13 protein-coding genes, 1 tRNA gene and 1 pseudogene are annotated in these 16391 nt (G+C 69.9%); 9 read left to right on the top strand and 6 right to left on the bottom strand.

The features are described 5' to 3' along the window. Positions 1–71 precede the first annotated feature (71 nt). A tRNA-Ala gene (locus KZX45_RS11095) sits at positions 72–144 on the top strand. A 21-nt stretch (positions 145–165) separates the two neighbouring features. Here the strand turns inward: KZX45_RS11095 and KZX45_RS11090 are convergent. The 4 genes and pseudogenes from KZX45_RS11090 to KZX45_RS11075 form a co-directional block, all read right to left on the bottom strand. Beyond that, positions 166–567, bottom strand: a complete 402-nt coding sequence (locus KZX45_RS11090) for a hypothetical protein (protein WP_248257832.1) — start codon at positions 565–567, stop codon at positions 166–168. A gap of 214 nt (positions 568–781) precedes the next feature. Continuing rightward, positions 782–1354: pseudogene (locus tag KZX45_RS11085) on the bottom strand (helix-turn-helix domain-containing protein); the annotation flags it as partial. Positions 1355–1564: 210 nt separating this feature from the next. Next, positions 1565–2782 (bottom strand): acetyl-CoA C-acetyltransferase, encoded by a 1218-nt coding sequence (locus KZX45_RS11080; RefSeq protein WP_248257787.1) that lies wholly within the window; start codon positions 2780–2782, stop codon positions 1565–1567. A 29-nt stretch (positions 2783–2811) separates the two neighbouring features. Continuing rightward, positions 2812–4596, bottom strand: a complete 1785-nt coding sequence (locus tag KZX45_RS11075; protein WP_248257786.1) for an FAD-dependent monooxygenase — start codon at positions 4594–4596, stop codon at positions 2812–2814. Between the two features lie 272 nt (positions 4597–4868). Between KZX45_RS11075 and KZX45_RS11070 the strand changes: the two genes are divergently transcribed. The 4 genes from KZX45_RS11070 to KZX45_RS11055 all read left to right on the top strand — a co-directional run bounded on the left by KZX45_RS11070 (position 4869) and on the right by KZX45_RS11055 (position 9618). Next, entirely contained in the window at positions 4869–5534 is a 666-nt protein-coding gene (locus KZX45_RS11070; RefSeq protein WP_248257785.1) for a VOC family protein, read from the top strand. Between the two features lie 9 nt (positions 5535–5543). Further along, positions 5544–6389, top strand: a complete 846-nt coding sequence (locus KZX45_RS11065) for a fumarylacetoacetate hydrolase family protein (RefSeq protein WP_248257784.1) — start codon at positions 5544–5546, stop codon at positions 6387–6389. Positions 6390–6544: 155 nt separating this feature from the next. After that, a complete protein-coding gene (locus tag KZX45_RS11060) occupies positions 6545–8587 on the top strand; it encodes an acetoacetate--CoA ligase (RefSeq protein WP_248257783.1) in 2043 nt (680 codons plus the stop codon). Positions 8588–8634: 47 nt separating this feature from the next. After that, positions 8635–9618: an ABC transporter substrate-binding protein gene (locus KZX45_RS11055; protein ID WP_248257782.1), complete on the top strand. Its 984-nt coding sequence runs from the start codon at positions 8635–8637 to the stop codon at positions 9616–9618. Positions 9619–9690: 72 nt separating this feature from the next. Here the strand turns inward: KZX45_RS11055 and KZX45_RS11050 are convergent, their stop codons facing one another. After that, positions 9691–10383 (bottom strand): GntR family transcriptional regulator, encoded by a 693-nt coding sequence (locus KZX45_RS11050; RefSeq protein ID WP_248257781.1) that lies wholly within the window; start codon positions 10381–10383, stop codon positions 9691–9693. 129 nt (positions 10384–10512) lie between these two features. On the opposite strand from KZX45_RS11050, the gene KZX45_RS11045 reads away from it, so the two are divergent. Further along, positions 10513–12216 (top strand): bifunctional 3-(3-hydroxy-phenyl)propionate/3-hydroxycinnamic acid hydroxylase, encoded by a 1704-nt coding sequence (locus KZX45_RS11045; RefSeq protein WP_248257780.1) that lies wholly within the window; start codon positions 10513–10515, stop codon positions 12214–12216. A 462-nt stretch (positions 12217–12678) separates the two neighbouring features. Here KZX45_RS11045 and KZX45_RS11040 read toward each other — a convergent pair whose 3' ends face one another. Then, complete coding sequence (locus KZX45_RS11040; protein WP_248257779.1) at positions 12679–13389, bottom strand: SDR family oxidoreductase; 711 nt, start codon at positions 13387–13389, stop codon at positions 12679–12681. Between the two features lie 391 nt (positions 13390–13780). Here KZX45_RS11040 and KZX45_RS11035 point away from each other — a divergent pair, with 391 nt between their 5' ends. Genes KZX45_RS11035 through KZX45_RS11025 form a run of 3 tightly spaced genes read left to right on the top strand, consistent with a single transcriptional unit; the run spans position 13781 to position 16388 of the window. Beyond that, positions 13781–14722 carry a 3-carboxyethylcatechol 2,3-dioxygenase gene (locus KZX45_RS11035; protein WP_248257778.1) on the top strand — a complete coding sequence of 314 codons (942 nt, stop codon included), beginning with the start codon at positions 13781–13783 and terminating at the stop codon, positions 14720–14722. Then, positions 14719–15591, top strand: a complete 873-nt coding sequence (locus tag KZX45_RS11030; protein ID WP_248257777.1) for an alpha/beta fold hydrolase — start codon at positions 14719–14721, stop codon at positions 15589–15591. Before KZX45_RS11035 ends, KZX45_RS11030 begins: the two co-directional genes overlap by 4 nt. Next, the gene (locus KZX45_RS11025) at positions 15588–16388 is read left to right on the top strand and encodes a 2-keto-4-pentenoate hydratase (RefSeq protein ID WP_248257776.1); all 801 of its coding nucleotides are present in this window, start codon (positions 15588–15590) and stop codon (positions 16386–16388) included. Before KZX45_RS11030 ends, KZX45_RS11025 begins: the two co-directional genes overlap by 4 nt. Positions 16389–16391 lie beyond the last annotated feature (3 nt).

Below are 16391 nucleotides of genomic sequence, written 5' to 3'. Positions count from 1 at the left end.
GGAACGGCCTCCGATTTCGCACCTCCGCGTGGGCCGGTGCTATCGTGGTCCGGTGCTCGCGAGGGCATGATGGGGCTATGGCGCAGTTGGTAGCGCGTCTCGTTCGCAATGAGAAGGTCGGGGGTTCGAATCCCCCTAGCTCCACCCTTGTGATGTCGCAAGACATCAGCGACAGCCCGGACCCTCAGTTTGAGGGTTCGGGCTTCGTCGTTTGTGGGGGCTGGTAGGTGCGGCTGGTGTCGAGGGTGAGTTCGCGGAGGATCTCGCCGGTGCCGGCTGCGGCGATGGTGATGTGCAGGTCCTGGTGATGTGCAGGTCCTGGATGACCATGACGATCGGGAGCCGGGCGTGGGCTCGGCCGATGCCGATCTTGTAGAGGTGTCGGCTGTGGCGCAGGGTGACCTTGCCGGCGGAGTCGACGCGGTCGGTGCGGACTCTGTTGTCGCGTCCGTGGGGTGAGCCGAGCGGGACGGCTATAGGGGTGGCGGCGTAGGCGGCGGCTGGTGTCGCGCGGTTCAGAGACCGGTGCGGGCGGGTGTGGTTGTAGTAGGTGACGAAGGCGTCCAGGCGGTGCTGGAGCTCGGCGACGGTGCTGGCCGGGCCGGTGGCGGCAGGTGCTTCTTAAGGGTCTGCTGGAAGCGTTCGATGCTGCCCTGGGTCTGCGGGTGGTTGGGCTTGCCGTTCTTCTGGTGCACGCCCGTGGCGATGAGGAGGCGCTGCGGGCGCCGAGGGAGCGGGTGGTGTAGACGAGCCCGTTGTCGCTCAGCACCGAGGCGGGTGTCCCGTGGTCGGCCGCGACGAAGGTGTCGACGACGACCTGCCCGGTCACCGGGGTGTCAGCGGTGACGGACAGGGCGCAGCGGGAGTGGTCGTCGATAAAGGTCAGAACCTCGACGTCGGTGCCGTCGGCGAGGCGGACGTGGGTGAAGTCGGACTGCCAGCACTCGTTGGGGGCGGAGGCCTCGAAACGGATGTAGGAGGACTTCGGGCGCTTCTTCGGCTCGGGGGTGATGAGGCCGTGGCGGCGCAGGGTCCGCCAGATCGTGGCCTCGGACACGACGGTGCCGTCTTGAGCGAGGTGGTGGGCGATGGTGCCCGGTCCGGCGTCGTGGCCGGCGGCGAGCAGGGTCGCGCGCCAGTGCAGGATCGCGGCGACGGTGTCCTCGCGGATCGCGGTGGGGCTGGTCCTGGGCCGGCGCGACTTCGGCTCGAGGGCGGCCTCACCCTCGGCGCGGTAGCGGGCCAGGAGCTTGCACACCCAGGACCGGTGGACGTTGCAGGTGGTGGCGACCTCGGCGACGGTGCGGTCCTGCTTGACGACCGCGGTGATGACCAGGCGGGGCAGGGACGACATGTCCCACCGGTAGCGCCCGGACCCGGGGTCGCCGATGTCCTGCGAGACGTGTCGCCGATGTCTTGAGAGAGGTGCCGCCTACGTCTTGAACCAGGACACCCCTAGCTCCACCCGGCAGGGCCCCTCGTCCCAGCTGGATCGTTGATCGCGCTGAGCATGCAGTCCAGCCTCGCCAGCGTTCTCTTGGGATGCCCGCGAATTCATCCGCAGTCATGACATGCGTGCGAGGACCATGGCCATGCCCTGGCCGCCACCGATGCACATGGTCTCGAGACCGAGCTCCATGTCATCCGTGCGGAGGTGGTTGATCAGCGTGGTGGTGATCCGGGCGCCCGTCATCCCGAACGGGTGCCCGAGGGCGATCGCACCGCCTCGGACGTTAATCCGGTCCATGTCGATGCCCAGCTCTCGTGCGGAGGCGAGGACCTGGGCGGCAAAAGCCTCGTTGATTTCGACACGGTCGATGTCGTCGATGCTCAGCCCGGCCCGGTCGAGGGCCTGGCGGGAGGCCTCCACCGGGCCCAGTCCCATGATCTCGGGGGAGAGGGCGCTGACGGCGGTCGAGACGATTCGGGCGAGCGGGGTGAGGCCGAGGTCCTTGGCGCGGGTGTCGCTCATGATCACCAGCGCGGCCGCCCCGTCGTTGAGGGGGCAGGCGTTGCCGGCCGTCACCGTCCCACCAGGCCGGAAGATCGGCTCCAGCTTCGAGACCGACTCGAGCGAGACGCCGCGCCGGGGGCTGTCGTCGGCGGTGACCGTTGTCCCGTCGGGCAGGGTGACCGGGGCAATTTCCCGCTCCCAGAACCCTTCCGTGATGGCGTTCTGGGTCAGGTCTTGGCTCCGGACTGCGTACTCGTCCTGGTCCCGGCGGCTGACCCGGGCGAGCTCGGCGACATTCTCGGCCGTCTGACCCATGGAGATGTAGACGTCGGGAAGGGCGTCCTCCTCGCGGGGGTCGGACCAGCCGCCGCCGGCTGCGGCGATCCGCGCCGTCCGGTCCTCCGCGGCGCCGAAGACCGGGTTCTTGGTGCCCGGCAGGAAGTCGGAGCTGCCCGTGGCGAACCGGCTGACGGTCTCGACGCCGGCGGAGATGAAGACGTCGCCCTCGCCGGCCTTGATGGCATGCATGGCCATGCGGGTGGACTGCACGCTCGAGGCGCAGTAGCGGGTGACGGTGGCCCCAGGTACCCCGTCGAGACCCAGGAGAACGGCGACGACGCGGCCGAGGTTGTAGCCCTGCTCGCCGCCGGGCATCCCGCAGCCGAGAATGAGGTCGTCAACCTCGGCAGGGTCCAGCTCCGGCACCTGGCCCAGGGCGGCCCGGACGACCTGGGCGGTGAGGTCGTCCGGGCGCACCTCGCGGAGCGAGCCCTTGTTCGCCCGCCCGATGGGGGACCGGGCGGCGGCGACGATGACGGCTTCGGGCACTGTGCTCCTCGGTGGTGTTCTCGGGACGGTCAGGCGCGGGCGCCCGCGGGCTGGAACTGGTGCAGCTGCTCGAACACGCCTTGCAGCTCCGCCGCCGGGTCCGCCGCCAGCTCCTGGGCGCGCCAGGCGACGACGCGGTCGGGGCGGACCAGCACGGCGCCGGCCGGGCCGTGGCCGCGGTGGCGGAGCCAGGTCAGGCGCACATCGAGGTAGTCCCCTGCGACGTGCCCGACGGTGTGCGCGACGATCTCGACGCCGGACTCCGCCGAGACCCGGCGGGCGGCGTCGACCCAGGCTCCGCCGTCCTCGCCGGCAAGGAGCAGGTACTGGCCGACGCCCGCGACGTCCTGCACCGCGACCCGGTTGCCGCGGTGGTCCTCGAGCCAGGCGTGAGGCAGCGGGGCACCGGGCCGGGTGTCCGGCTCGTAGAGGTGCACGTCGTCCAGGGGCTCCGGTTCCGGTGAGCCGTCGGGGACCACGGCGGCGTCGTAGCGGTACCCGTACTCGACGTTGTGCTCGCGGAACTCCATCGTCTGGGCCTGGATCGCGGCCCGGACGCGGGCGCGGTACTCGTCGTCGGCGGGGTCCTCGCTCCACACCCGGCGCAACGAGGCGAGGTTCTCCTCCTCGCTCTGTGTCGGGGAGACGCCGAGTGCGGCGCCGATGTTCATGTGGTTCATGGCGTTCTCGGTGGACCGGCGCACGTTCCGCGCGGCGACCGGCTGTCGCTCGGCCTCGTAGGTGTTGAGTAGGGCGTCGCTGGCCTGGCCCTTGAGGACCGCGGCGACCTTCCAGCACAGGTTCTCGGCGTCCTGGATGGCGGTGTTCAGACCAAGACCGCCGGTGGGGCCGTGCCGGTGCGCGGCGTCGCCGAGCAGGAAGACGTTCCCGGCGCGGAACCGTTCGGCGACGAGGGCCTCAAAGGACCAGCGGGTGATCTTGTGGATCGTGGCGTCCAGGTCGGGCAGGCCGATGGCGTGCTTCATGTCCTTGACCATCGCGTCGTCGTCCCAGATGCGGCGGTCGTCGGCGGCGTAGTTCTCGTGGAAGACCCACTCCTCGGAGTCCGGCCCCCACCGCGTCGGCCCCATGGGGATGAGCAGCGTCAGCAGGCCCGTGTGCGCCGGCCACATCCAGTGAATCAGCACGGAGGGGTCACCGATGTGCTTCGAGAGGTCCGCGGACATGTGGACCGAGACGCTGTAGAGGATGTTCCGCTGGCCCTGCATCTCGATGCCGGCGGCCTCGCCCACCATCCGGCCACCGTCGGCGCCGAAGAGGTACCGGCTGCGCACCGTGTACTCCTCGCCCGTCTCGCCGTCGCGAATCGTCGAGGTCACCCCGGCATCGTCCTGCTCGAAGCGGAGCAGCTCGTGGTTGAACCGGAGCGAGGCCGCGGCCCGGGCGCGGGCGTGGGCGAGGAGGACGGGCTCGAGGCGGATCTGGGGGAGGTTCGTCTGCCGGCAGGGGCTCGCCGCGACGTACTCGGGGTCGGTGTAGCCGGCGCCCCAGGACTCCATCTTGGCGATCTGCTTGCCGTAGACGGGGTCGTCGCCGACGAGGCCGGCGTACCAGCCGGTGTGGGCCATGTTCTCCGGGGGCGTGCCAAGGCCATAGATCTCCTCGGCCACGCCGAGCCGGCGGTAGACCTCCATCGAGCGCTGCTGCAGCACGTGTGCCTTGGGCAGGACCGACGTGGCCGCGGCCTTGTTGATGGTGATGGCGTCGACGCCGAGATCGGCGAGGAGCATCGCCGCGGTGAGGCCCGCCCCGCCGCCACCGACGATAAGCACCTGCGTGTCGAGCTTCTCCACGGTCTCTCTCCTCCATTGGACGGACCTGTGACGTGGGACGGGGGAGCCGCGGCGCGCGTGCGGCGCGGCACGAGGGTGCGTCACATGGCGACGAGAGTGACACCAGCATGTCGGCAAGTCAACAGATTGTCGTTAATTCGCCGACTTGGCGATCGAGTCTCGTGGACCTTGTGGGTGCCGGCGACCATATCGACAACCTCTTGACTTATCGAAAATCCTTTGGTCTCATCGGTCCGGCAGCACTGCACCAGCGCAGTTCGAAGGAGAATGCGATGAGCCCCGAGCCCTCTCAGTACGCCCGCGTCGCCAAGCCGCGACCGATCACCGTGCCCCGCCTCCATCACGCGACGTTCATGACGCTCGACGTCGACGCGATGGTCGACTGGTACGAGAAGGTCTGCGGTCTCCAGCCGGTGTACTACAGCCAGCGGGCCGCCTGGCTGACGAACGACGAGGCGAACCACCGCATCGCCTTGCTGGCGCTGCCGGGGACGAAGGCGCCGGTGGACAAGCCGCACACCGCGGGTCTGCATCACACCGCCTTCGAGTACGGCGACTTCGACCAGTGGATCGACAACTACGAGCGCCTGCGTGACCTGGGGATCCGGCCGGCCCTGTGCCTGGACCACGGGATGACGATGTCGATGTACTACGTCGACCCGGACGGTAACGGCGTGGAGATCCAGGTGGACAACTTCCGCGACTGGGGCAAGTCGAAGGAGTGGATGTGGGCCTCGCAGGAGTTTGCCGAGGACCAGGTCGGCCCGCACTTCGACCCCGAGAAGGTCCTGGCCGCCCGCCGGTCGGGCCTGAGCGCGGACGAGATTCACGAGAAGGCCTACGCCGGCGAGCTGGGCCCGGACGAGGAGGTCACCGAACTGGCCTTCCCGGACGTGTGGCCGGCCAAGCTCCAGCAGACCGCCGACGCGACGGTCTGAGGGGGCGGCATGCGTATCGCGAACCTCAACGGCCGTGCCGTCCTGCTCGACGGCGACCGCGCCCTGGATATCGAGCACGCCAGCAACGGGCGGTTCTCCGCCGACCCGCAACGCCTCTACGACGACTGGGACGCCTTCCGCGCCTGGGGCGAGCACGTCGACCTCACGGCCGCGCAGTCCTTTGACCCGGCCGAGCTGGGCCCGCCGGTGCCGATGCCACGCCAGGTGTTCGCGATCGGCCTGAACTATCGCGACCACGCCGAGGAGGCGAGCCTGCCCCATCCGGAACACCTGGTCGTCTTCACAAAGTTCCAGTCCTCCTTGGCCGGCCCGCACGCCCAGGTGACGGTGCCGGGGGACACCGTCGACTACGAGACCGAGCTTGTCATCGTCCTGGGCAGCGGGGGCCGGGACATCACCGAAGCAGAGGCGTGGGACCACGTGGCGGGCCTGAGCGTGGGCCAGGACATCAGCGAACGGACGATCCAGCGGCGCGGCCCCGCGGCCCAGTTCAGCCTCGGCAAGTCCTACCCGAACTTCGCGCCCTTCGGACCCGCCGTGGTCACGGTGGACGAGCTGGCCGACAAGGACGCGCTCCCCATCCGCGCCGAGCTCACCGGGGACGGGACCGACGGCCCGATGACCCTGCAGGAGGGAAACACCCGGGACATGATCTTCTCCGTCCCGCGGACCATCGCCCAGCTCTCAGAGGTGGTCACCCTGCTCCCCGGGGACATTATCTTCACCGGCACCCCGGCCGGCGTCGGCATGAGCAAGAACCTCTTCCTCCGGCCCGGTCACGTCCTCACCAGCGAGATCGAGGGCATCGGCCGCCTCGTCAACAGCTTCGTCTGACCGGGTCACGCCGCGCCGATCGGGCGCGCGGCGCGCTCACCCGTCCCTGGCCGCAGCCGCGGACGTCCCGCGATCCCCACCCGTTGTGACGGCCCCCGCGCTTTCCTGCAGGCGGCGCGGGCGGCCCGACGTACCCACCGCCGAGAGGAGGCCCCATGACATCGTGCCAGACCACGTGGTCCCCCACCCGGGAGCAGCGCGAGCGCTCACGGATGGCTCACTTCATGCGCTGGCTGACCACGCACCGCGGCGTCGACGTTGCCGGGTACCGGGAGCTGTGGCGCTGGTCCGTCGAGGACGTCGGTGCGTTCTGGGACGCCGTACGGGAGTACTTCGACGTCATCGGCACCTTCGACGGCCCGGCGCTGGCCGAGGACCGCATGCCGGGAGCGGTCTGGTACCCGCAGGGGGTCGTTAACTTCGCCGAGAACGTCCTCCGGCACGCCCGCCGGCCGGGCGCCGAGACGGCCGTCGCGCTGGTGCGGATCGAGGAGGACAACACCCAGCACCCGATGACCTGGTCCGCGCTCGAGCGCGCCGTCGCCTCCCTCGCCCGGCACCTGCGCACGCTCGGGCTCCGGCCGGGGGACAGGGTGGGCGTGGTCCTGCCGAACCTGCCCGAGACGATCATCGCCATGCTCGCCACGGCCAGCGTGGGGGCCGTATGGAGCGTGAGCTCTCCCGACCTGTCCGCCGCCGCGACGCTCGACCGGCTACGCCAGCTGAAGCCCCGCGTCCTCATCGGCGCCGACGGCTACCGCTACAACGGGCGCGCCTTCGACCGGGTCGCGCACCTCGCCGAGGTCCGAGCCGGGCTGCCGACCGTGGAGCACACGATCCTCGTGCGCTCCCTCGATCCGGCGCGCGATGTGCCCGCCGGCTACCTCGACCTCGCAGACCTGACGGGCGACGAGGCGACGCCGGAGTACGCCCGGGTGCCGTTCGCCCACCCGCTGTGGGTGCTGTTCAGCTCCGGTACGACCGGAAGCCCCAAGGGCATCGTCCACGGTCACGGAGGGATGCTCCTCGAGGCACTCAAGGGCATCGGCCTCGCGTTCGACCTGGGCCCGGGCGACCGGTACTACGTGGCGGCCAACACGTCCTGGATGGTGTGGAACACCCTCGTCAACACCCTCGCCACGGGCGCGAGCGTGGTGACCTACGCGGGGGCGCCGACATACGGCCGCCCCGACCGGCAGTTCGAGGTGCTCGCGCGCACCGGCGCGACGATGTTCGCCGTCGGGGCCGCGTACCTCTCGCTGGTGGAGAGGGCAGGCCTGGCGCCGGGCCGCGAGTGGGACCTCGGTCGTCTCCGTTCGATCATGTCCACCGGCTCGCCCCTGCCCGCCAGCACGTGGCGCTGGGTGCACCGGGACGTCAAGCCCGACGTGCACCTCGGCTCCGACAGCGGCGGCACCGACATCTGCAGCGGTTTCATCGGCTCCAATCCGCTCGAGCCGGTCCACCTCGGGGAACTGCAGGGACCGCTCCTGGGCGTGGCCGTCGAGGCCCGGGGTGACGACGGCGAGCGTGTGGTGGGCGAGGTCGGTGAGATGGTCATCACCCGGCCGATGCCCTCGATGCCCGTGTGCTTCTGGGCCGACGAGGATGGCGCCAGGTACCGGGAGGCGTACTTCGAGAAGTATCCAGGGGTGTGGGCTCACGGCGACTGGATCAGCGAGACCGATCACGGCACGTTCGTCGTTCACGGCCGCTCCGACGCCACCCTCAACCGCGACGGCGTCCGCCTCGGCAGCGCCGACATCTACGCGGCCGTCGAGGAGGTGCCGCGGGTGGCGGCGGCCCTCGTCATCGGCGTGGAGCTGCCCGATGGCGGGTACTACATGCCGCTGTTCGTCGTTCTCGCCGACGGCGCCGTACTGGACGAGGCGCTCGCCGAGGAGCTTCGACGGCGCATCCGGGCCCGTGCCTCCGCCCGGCACGTTCCCGACGAGATCATCCAGGCGCCCGCGGTGCCGGTGACGCACGCGAACAAGCGGCTCGAGGTCCCGATCAAAAAGCTCTTCAGCGGCGTACCGCCCGAGCGGGCGGTCAACCTCGGCGCGGTCGCGAACCCCGCGTCCGTCGAGTGGTACGTGCGCCGGGCGGCCGCCTTCCGACGGGACCTGCGTCCCGATGCCGCGCACGGCGACCGAACCTCCCGGGACACGGCCCGGGCCAGCAACCCCTCTCGGTGACGTCCCGCCCCCACGGGCACGTCGGATACAAGAAGGAAACGGTGACAATGAAGTCAGCACGAACGATCCTCGGGGGCCTGGCCCTCGCCCTCACGCTGGCAGCGTGCGGCTCGAGCGCCGGCACCGACGACCCCACCGCCGCCGAGGGCGGCTCCGCCGACGGGCCCCGGAGCATCAAGGTCGGCGTTCTCCCGATCGCGGCGTCCGCCGCCATCGACGTCGGGGTCGAGCAGGGCTTCTTCGCCGACCACGGACTCGACGTCGAGCTCGTCACCGGCCAGGGCGGGGGAGCGACACTTCCGGCGGTGAGCACCGGGGAGCTGGCCTTCGCCGTCGGCAACCCGATCTCCGTGCTGATCGCCGAGACCCAGGGCCTGGAGATGAAGGTCGTCTCGGGCTACTCCGAGTCCTTGGGAGAGGGGCACGACACCACCGCGATCGTGGTGCCGGAAGGGTCCGACATCCGCTCCGCGGCCGACCTGCCGGGAAAGAAGGTCGCCGTGAACACCCTCAAGGCCGGCGGCGACATGAACGGCAAGGAGGCCGTGCTGAAGGCAGGCGGCGACCCCGAGGCGGTCGAGTTCATCGAGGTGCCCTTCCAGGACTCCCTCCCGCAGCTCGACAGCGGAAACGTCGACGCCGCCTGGCTGGTGGAACCCTTCCTCAGCATGGCGCTGACCGACGGGCATCGGGTCGTCTCCTACCTCTACCAGGAGGCGATCCCCGGCGGGCAGCCCACCATGATCGCGTACACCTCCGCCCGGTACGCCGCCGAGAACCCCGAGATCGTGGCCGACTTCCAGGCGGCGCTGACCCAGAGCCTCGACCACGTCCAGGCCGATCCCGATGCACTCCGCGCCGTCCTGCCCGAATTCATGGGAATGCCCGAGGAGGTCGCCAGCATGATCCCGCTGGACCGGTTCGAGGCCGAGCTCAACCGCGACGCCATGGAGGCGATCGCCGAGCTCATGGCGCGGCACGGGCTGAGTGATGAGCGACCCGATGTGGCCGCGGTACTCCTGGACGATTGACCAGGCTGACGAGAACGGGGTGCCCCGGGCCGCAGGCCCGAGGCACCCCGTTCTCGTCAGCCGCTGTGAGGGTCAGCGGGCCGGCGCAGGGTCGCCCGGGAACACGAACTCGAGCAGGGCCTCCGTGGTACGGCGGATGTGCCGTTCCAGGGCGGCGGACGCCGCGGCAGGCTGGCGGCCGGTCGCCAGTTCCATGAGCTCTCGGTGCTCGGCGGCGATGTCACGTCCGCCCTCGTGCGTGCGCCCGCCGGAGAGCTGGCGGTACATCTCCGCGCTGTCACGCAGCGAGTGCGTGATCTGGATGAGGCGAGGGCTCCCGCACCCGGCGCCCAGCGCGTCGTGGAAGGCGGCGTGCGCCCGGGACCACTCCTCGGTGGTCCCCGGGATGCCGGGAGCCGTCATGTCGGTCCGCTCGAGGACGTGATGGCTCGACACGACCGTCGCCTCCCACTGCGTGTCCCCGGCGTCGATCGAGCGCTCCAGCGCCAGGCATTCGATCGTGACCCGCAGGTCGGTGAGGTCAACGAGATCGTCCCGGGAGATCGGCACCACCCGGAAGCCCTGGTTGGGCGAGGCCATCACGAGGTTTTGCTCCGCCAGCCGGATCAGCGCCTCGCGGACCACCGACATCGACACCTTGAACTGGGCGGCCAAGGCCGCCAGCCGCAACGGCGTCCCGGGGGCGTAGCGACCGCTGATGATGTCGGCGCGGAGCTGCTCGTGCACCCGGCTGCCCCGCGTGGTGGCCGACGTCTCAATCGTCATGAGACCACGGTACCGGGCGCAGTCGCTCAAAACTACGATTAACGACAATTTGTTGAACTATCGCATACCTCGTGTCACGATAAGCCCGTCCTTCCCAGCAGGGGACCCTGAGACTACGAAGGTGTAGCCATGACAGACAGCGATGCCGCCGTCGGCACGGACAAGGGTGCGGCCGTCGGTGGGCAGGTGCACGACGTCGTCGTCGTTGGCCTCGGCCCGGTGGGCCAGAGCCTGGCGCTGCTCCTGGCCCGACAGGGGCACGACGTCGTCGCAGTGGACCGGTGGACCGAGCCCTACGAGCTGCCGCGCGCCGTCCACTACGACCCCGACATCTCCCGGCTGCTCGACGGCCTCGGGCTGCGCGCCTTCATGGCGGACTTCGCCTCCCCGACCGACGTCTACGAATGGCAGAACGCCGAACGTCGCACCCTCCTCCGGTTCGCGTTCGCCCCGAGCGGCGACCAGGGCTGGCCCGAGTCGTCGATGTTCCACCAGCCCTCCCTCGAGCGCGCGATGCGCCGGCGGAGTCGCGACTTCCCGAACATCCGCGTCTACCGCGGCACCGAGGTGGTCGGTGTGCGGCAGGAGGGGCAGCACGCCGAGGTTCTCGTACGTAGCAGCACGCTCAAGCAGCGGCGCCTCAAGGCCCGGTACGTCATCGGCTGCGACGGCGCCAACAGCTTCGTCCGCCAGTACATGGACACCTCAGTGGAGGATCTCGGGTTCTTCTATGACTGGCTCATCTGCGACGTGCTCCCCCGCGAGGAGCGCACCTGGGAACCCGACAACCTCCAGGTGTGCGACCCGGCACGGCCGGTGACCGCGGTGAACTCCGGACCGGGCCGTCGCCGCTTCGAGTTCATGCGCATGCCAGGGGACGATCGCACCACCACCTTCGCCACCACCGCGAACAGCTGGCGGCTGCTGGAGCCGTGGGGGATCACGCCGGAGAACGCCGTCCTGGAACGGAGCACGATCTACACCTTCCAGGCCCGGTGGGCTCGCCGGTGGCGGGATGGCCGCCTGCTGCTGGCCGGGGACGCCGCCCACCAGATGCCGCCGTTCTTCGGTCAGGGGATGGTCAGCGGCATGCGCGACTCGATCAACCTGGCGTGGAAGCTCGACCTGGTGCTGCGCGACGTCGCCGGCGACACCTTGCTGGACACCTACGACTCCGAGCGCAGCGCCCACGTGCAGCACGCGATCGGCATGTCGGTAGAGCTGGGCAGGGTCATCTGCGCCACCGACCCCGACGTCGTCGCGAGCCGTGACGCCCACCTGCTCGCCACCGGGCCGGACCCCGAGAGGGCCCTGCCTCCCGTGCCGCCGGAGCGGCTGGGCCCGGGCGCGTTCGCTCCACGGCACCTCGCCACGCCGCTCGCGGGTCAGCTCGGGGTCCAGGGCCGGGTCGGCCTGCCCGACGGGGCCGTCGACCTGCTGGATGTCTGGACCTTCGGCCGGTTCGTGCTGCTGTGCGACGGCCGGCGCGTCGACGACGACGCCGCGCGCGATCTGCGGCGGGCGTTCCCCGCGGAGCTGGGGGCCGTCGTCGTGCGGCTGCTGCCCCGGGGCGCGGAGGCCTCCCGGCCGGGAGAGGATGGCGTGCTCGTGGTGACCGACGAGGACGACCGCCACTTGCCCCGCCTCGAGGAGCACGGCCTGGCTGGTGAGTTGGTCCGTCCGGACTTCCACGTCTACGGAGGCGGGGCGGATCTGGACACCCTGCCTGCTCTCGTGCGCAGCCTGGCCGAGCAGCTGCACCTGGCTGTGTCCTCAGGGGACCGCGCAGAGCTCTCCGTTCGGCAGAGGGCAACGGATTTCAGTACATACTGACAATCAACTCAGACGACCTGCCTTCCGAGGACCTTGCCGCTCACTCGGTCGACATTACGAACTTCACAGTGTCTGCCACGTGTCGAACCAGCAGGATCACGGCTATTCCGCACGGTCGCGAAGGTCTGCGAAACTCGTCGCCTGAGTCAGAGGATCCCCGGAATCCGGCGGATCAGCTGGCCCGCCGAGACAACCGATCAGCCGTCTTGGCCGGGCGATGCGACATCCCGTCGACCGGGATAAGGTCGGGGGTCGAATCCCCCTAGCTCCACCGGGTGAAGGGCCGCTGAACCGCACGACGGTGCGTCAGCGGCCTTTTGCTTCCAGCCGGCCCCCGGCATCGAGCACGGTGACCTGCCAATGCCAAGTTCCACGAAAGGTCCGCGCCGGCTGTGGGCTACCTGGACGGCCTGCCGTCCGCCCTGCGCCGGCTCTGGCTGCGGTCTGGTCATCGGCCGCCGGTCACACATGCCTGGTTGAGCCGCCGTCCGCCCGGATGTTCTGCCCGGTGATGTAGCCGGCCTCGTCGCTCGCGAGGAACCGCACGAGCTTCGCGACCTCGGCCGTGCTCTGCGTGCGCCGGAGCGGGATCGACTCGGTCCACTGGGCGGGGACAGAGCTGGGGTCTTCCTTGGTCCACCCCGGCAGGACGTTGTTGATACGGATGCCGTGCGGCCCGTACTCGTCCGCGTACAGCTTCGTGAATGCGCCGAGCGCGGCACGGAACGTTACAGACACCGGGAAGGCCGGGTTGGGCTCGTAGGCGCCCGACGTGGAGATGTTGACGATGCTTCCGCCTCCCGCGCCGACGAGGTGCGGCGTCACGATGCGCGCCATCCGGACGACGTTGAGCAGGTAGAGGTCCATGCCCGCGGCCCAGTCGTCGTCGCCGATCTCGAGCACCGTGCCCTTGGCGCCGTGCCCCGAGCTGTTGACGACGGCGTCGACGCGCCCGTACTCGGCCACGGCAAGATCGACGAGGGCCGTCAGGTCCGCCACCGAGGTGTTCGACCCCTCGATCCCGACCCCACCGAGCTCCTTGGCCAGCGCGGCGCCACGACCCGACGGGGACATCACCGCCACCCGGTAGCCCGAGGAGGCGAGCTCGCGCACGCACGCCGCACCGATCCCCGAGCCCCCGCCGACGATGACGGCGACCTTGCCTTCAGACATTCAGCACATCCCTCACTCTGTTCGCTGATCGTGACCTCCAGCGCCTCCGCACGGCGAAAACCCGGCGCATTCCCTGAGTTCGACGGCACCGTGTGTGGACCTGCGACCGGCAACCCATCGATGGGCCGCGTCTCGGCGCGGTCCGAAGGTACCGCGTCCCGGCTCGTTCGCCGTCCGTCGAACACACAGTGCCCCGGCGGCGTGGCCGTCCCGCGTGCTGCCACCCGCGCGGCACGGGGCCGGCGTCCCGGAAGTCAGCGGCGTCATCACCTAGACACGACCGACTCTGCAATCTAGAATCATAGTTCAAGACATTACTGGCGGCGGAATACACGATCTGCGCCGGTGGACGTTCGAAGGGCCCGATGGTGGGCCGAAGGAGGAGAGAGCAATGACGCTTGCCGTCGCCGCCCTGTCGCACGCGCCGTCGTTCGGGAACGTCGATCCCGGCGGGAGTACCTTCGCGGAGATCAACGCCGCGATCGACGAGGTCAAGGAGTTCATCGAGGACTTCGACCCGGAGGTCGTCGTCACCTTCGGCCCGGACCACTTCAACGGGCAGCTCTACTCGATGATCACGCCGTGGGCCGTCGGCGCGCAGGCCGAGGGCGTCGGAGACTATGGCACGACCGCCGGCCCGATCCTGACCGATGCCGAGACGGCGCGGACGCTGCACGCCCTCGTGCTCGAGCAGGGCATCGAGATCGGCCGCTCGGAACGTATGAAGGTCGACCACGGCGTCATGCAGCCTGTCGACTTTCTGCTCGGGCAGCCCGCGACACGTCCCATCATTCCCGTGTTCGTCAACTCCCTCGGTATCCCGCTCACCCCGATGTACCGGGTCCGCGAGATGGGGGAGGCGTTCGGTCGTGCCGCGCTCGAGCTGGGTAGGCGCACGCTCTTCATCGCCTCGGGCGGCATCTCCCACAACCCGCCGATCCCGCGTTGGGAGGGCGCCCCCGGCACCCTGCAGGAGCGCCTCATCGCCTACGCCCCCACACGTGAGGAGCGCCAGGCCCGCGAGCAGATGATCGTCACGGGCATCCAGGCGATCGCGGACGGGAAAGCGCCGAGCGACCCGCTGAACGAGGAGTGGGACACCCTGCTGCTGGACACCTTCCGCTCGGGGGACCTCAAGCAGGTCGACCCGTGGGCGAACGACTGGTTCATCGCCGAGGGGGGCAGTGCGGCGCACGAGATGCGCAGCTGGATCGCGGCCTACGCCGCCCTGTCCGCGGCCGGCTCGTACGAGATGGCCGTCGACCACTACTGGGCGGTGGAGACCTGGGGTGCCGGCTTCGGCTGCCAGGCCGCCGTCAGCACGCGGCGATGAGCAGCGCCGGCACCTTCTGGGAGGCGGTCGGCAGCCTGCCGCACTGTCTTGAGTACGTCCAGGTCGGGCCGTGGCGGACCCGGGTGCTCACCGTCGGCGACGGCGAGCAGAGCGTCGTCCTGGCGAACGGCACCAGCGGCCATATCGAGGCCTGGACCCACAACATCGCGGCACTCGCGGGCGCCGGCTACCGCGTCGTCGGCTATGACTACCCGGGCCATGGCTGGACGACGCTCACCGACCACGACCTGGAGATCCCCGAGTACGAGGAGCACCTGCTCGGACTCCTCGACACCCTCGGGCTCGACCGGGTCCACCTCGCCGGCGAGTCGCTCGGCGGTTGGATCGCGATCAAGTTCGCGGCCCACCACCCCGAACGCCTGCGGTCGGTGATCCTGAGCGCGCCCGGCGGCCGCGTCGTCGGCGAGCAGCGGGTCGACAAGGCGCAGTCGGTCAGCGTGCAGGCCGTGGCGGAGCCGACGTTCGAGAACGTGCGCAAACGGCTTGAAGTCGTCATCCACGATCCCGCCAAGATCACCGACGAGCTCACGCGGGTGCGTCAGGCGATCTACTCGCGCGATGGCTTCGCCGCCTCGATGCGGCACATCTCCGTGCTGCGCCAGCCGGAGCCGCGGTTCCGCAACCGTGTCTCGGACGAGGACTACGCGGCCATCGGCGTCCCCGCGCTGCTCGTCTGGACCGACAACGAGCCCACCGGCGGACCGGAGGTAGGCGAGCAGCTGGCCGGCCTCATCCCGGACGGGGAGTACCTCCTTGTCAGGAATGCCGCGCACTGGCCGCAGTGGGAGGACCCCGCAGCCTTCAACGCCGCAGCGCTGGACTTCCTCGAGAGAAAGGGCGGCCAATGACGTCAGAGGTCACCGAGGCGTTGATCGCCGACATCGCCGACGAGCTCTACCGGGCCCGCCAGGGCGTGTTCACGATCCCCGAGGTCAGCGAGCGCCTGCCCGACCGGGACCTGGACGCCGCCTACACCATCAGCGAGATGGTCGCGCGCCGCCGTGAGAAGGAGCTCGGGGTCACGCGCGTAGGCCGCAAGGTCGGGCTCACCAACGCGCTGGTCCAGCAGCGGGTCGGGGTGTTCGAGCCCGACTACGGGATCATCCACGACGACATGGTCCACCGGTCCGGCGTCGTGCTGCGCGGGTCGGACTTCAACTTCCTGCGCATCGAGGCCGAGGTCGCCTTCGCACTGAAGAAGGACGTCCGCGAGGCAAACCTGGAGGTCGTCAAGGACGCGATCGACTACGTCACGCCCGCGTTCGAGATCGTCGACTTCCGCTTCCCGACCATCCCGTCGATCGTCGACACGATTGCGGACAACGCTGGCTGCAGCGGCCTGGTCCTCGGCGAGGAGCAGCACGAGTACGGCGAGACCGACCTGGCCGATGCCGAGCTGGTCATCACCACCGTCGACGGCATCGAGATCACCCGCGGCACCGGCTCGAACGTGCTTGGCGATCCCATCAACGCCGTCGTGTGGCTGGCCGAGACCGCCATCCGCGTCGGCCGGCCGCTTCTCGCGGGCGAGATCCTCCTCTCCGGCTCGATCGGATACATCGAGCCGTGGCCGCCCGACGTCGAGTGCGTAGCCACCATCACCGGACTGGGGCGCGTCACCGCGACCCTCGACTCGAAGGCCTGAACC

This window comes from Georgenia sp. EYE_87 (genome assembly GCF_023148685.1).
Classification (GTDB): domain Bacteria; phylum Actinomycetota; class Actinomycetes; order Actinomycetales; family Actinomycetaceae; genus Georgenia.
The sequence above is the reverse complement of the archived record's forward strand: the minus strand, read 5'-3'. Positions and strand labels throughout refer to the sequence as shown.

Coding starts and splice junctions, on each gene's coding strand:
- KZX45_RS11035 (WP_248257778.1), top strand. CDS start 13,781: ATGACGCTTGCCGTCGCCGCCCTGTCGCACGCGCCGTCGTTCGGGAAC.
- KZX45_RS11070 (WP_248257785.1), top strand. CDS start 4,869: ATGAGCCCCGAGCCCTCTCAGTACGCCCGCGTCGCCAAGCCGCGACCG.
- KZX45_RS11065 (WP_248257784.1), top strand. CDS start 5,544: ATGCGTATCGCGAACCTCAACGGCCGTGCCGTCCTGCTCGACGGCGAC.
- KZX45_RS11045 (WP_248257780.1), top strand. CDS start 10,513: ATGACAGACAGCGATGCCGCCGTCGGCACGGACAAGGGTGCGGCCGTC.
- KZX45_RS11025 (WP_248257776.1), top strand. CDS start 15,588: ATGACGTCAGAGGTCACCGAGGCGTTGATCGCCGACATCGCCGACGAG.
- KZX45_RS11055 (WP_248257782.1), top strand. CDS start 8,635: ATGAAGTCAGCACGAACGATCCTCGGGGGCCTGGCCCTCGCCCTCACG.
- KZX45_RS11030 (WP_248257777.1), top strand. CDS start 14,719: ATGAGCAGCGCCGGCACCTTCTGGGAGGCGGTCGGCAGCCTGCCGCAC.
- KZX45_RS11040 (WP_248257779.1), bottom strand. CDS start 13,389: ATGTCTGAAGGCAAGGTCGCCGTCATCGTCGGCGGGGGCTCGGGGATC.
- KZX45_RS11050 (WP_248257781.1), bottom strand. CDS start 10,383: ATGACGATTGAGACGTCGGCCACCACGCGGGGCAGCCGGGTGCACGAG.
- KZX45_RS11060 (WP_248257783.1), top strand. CDS start 6,545: ATGACATCGTGCCAGACCACGTGGTCCCCCACCCGGGAGCAGCGCGAG.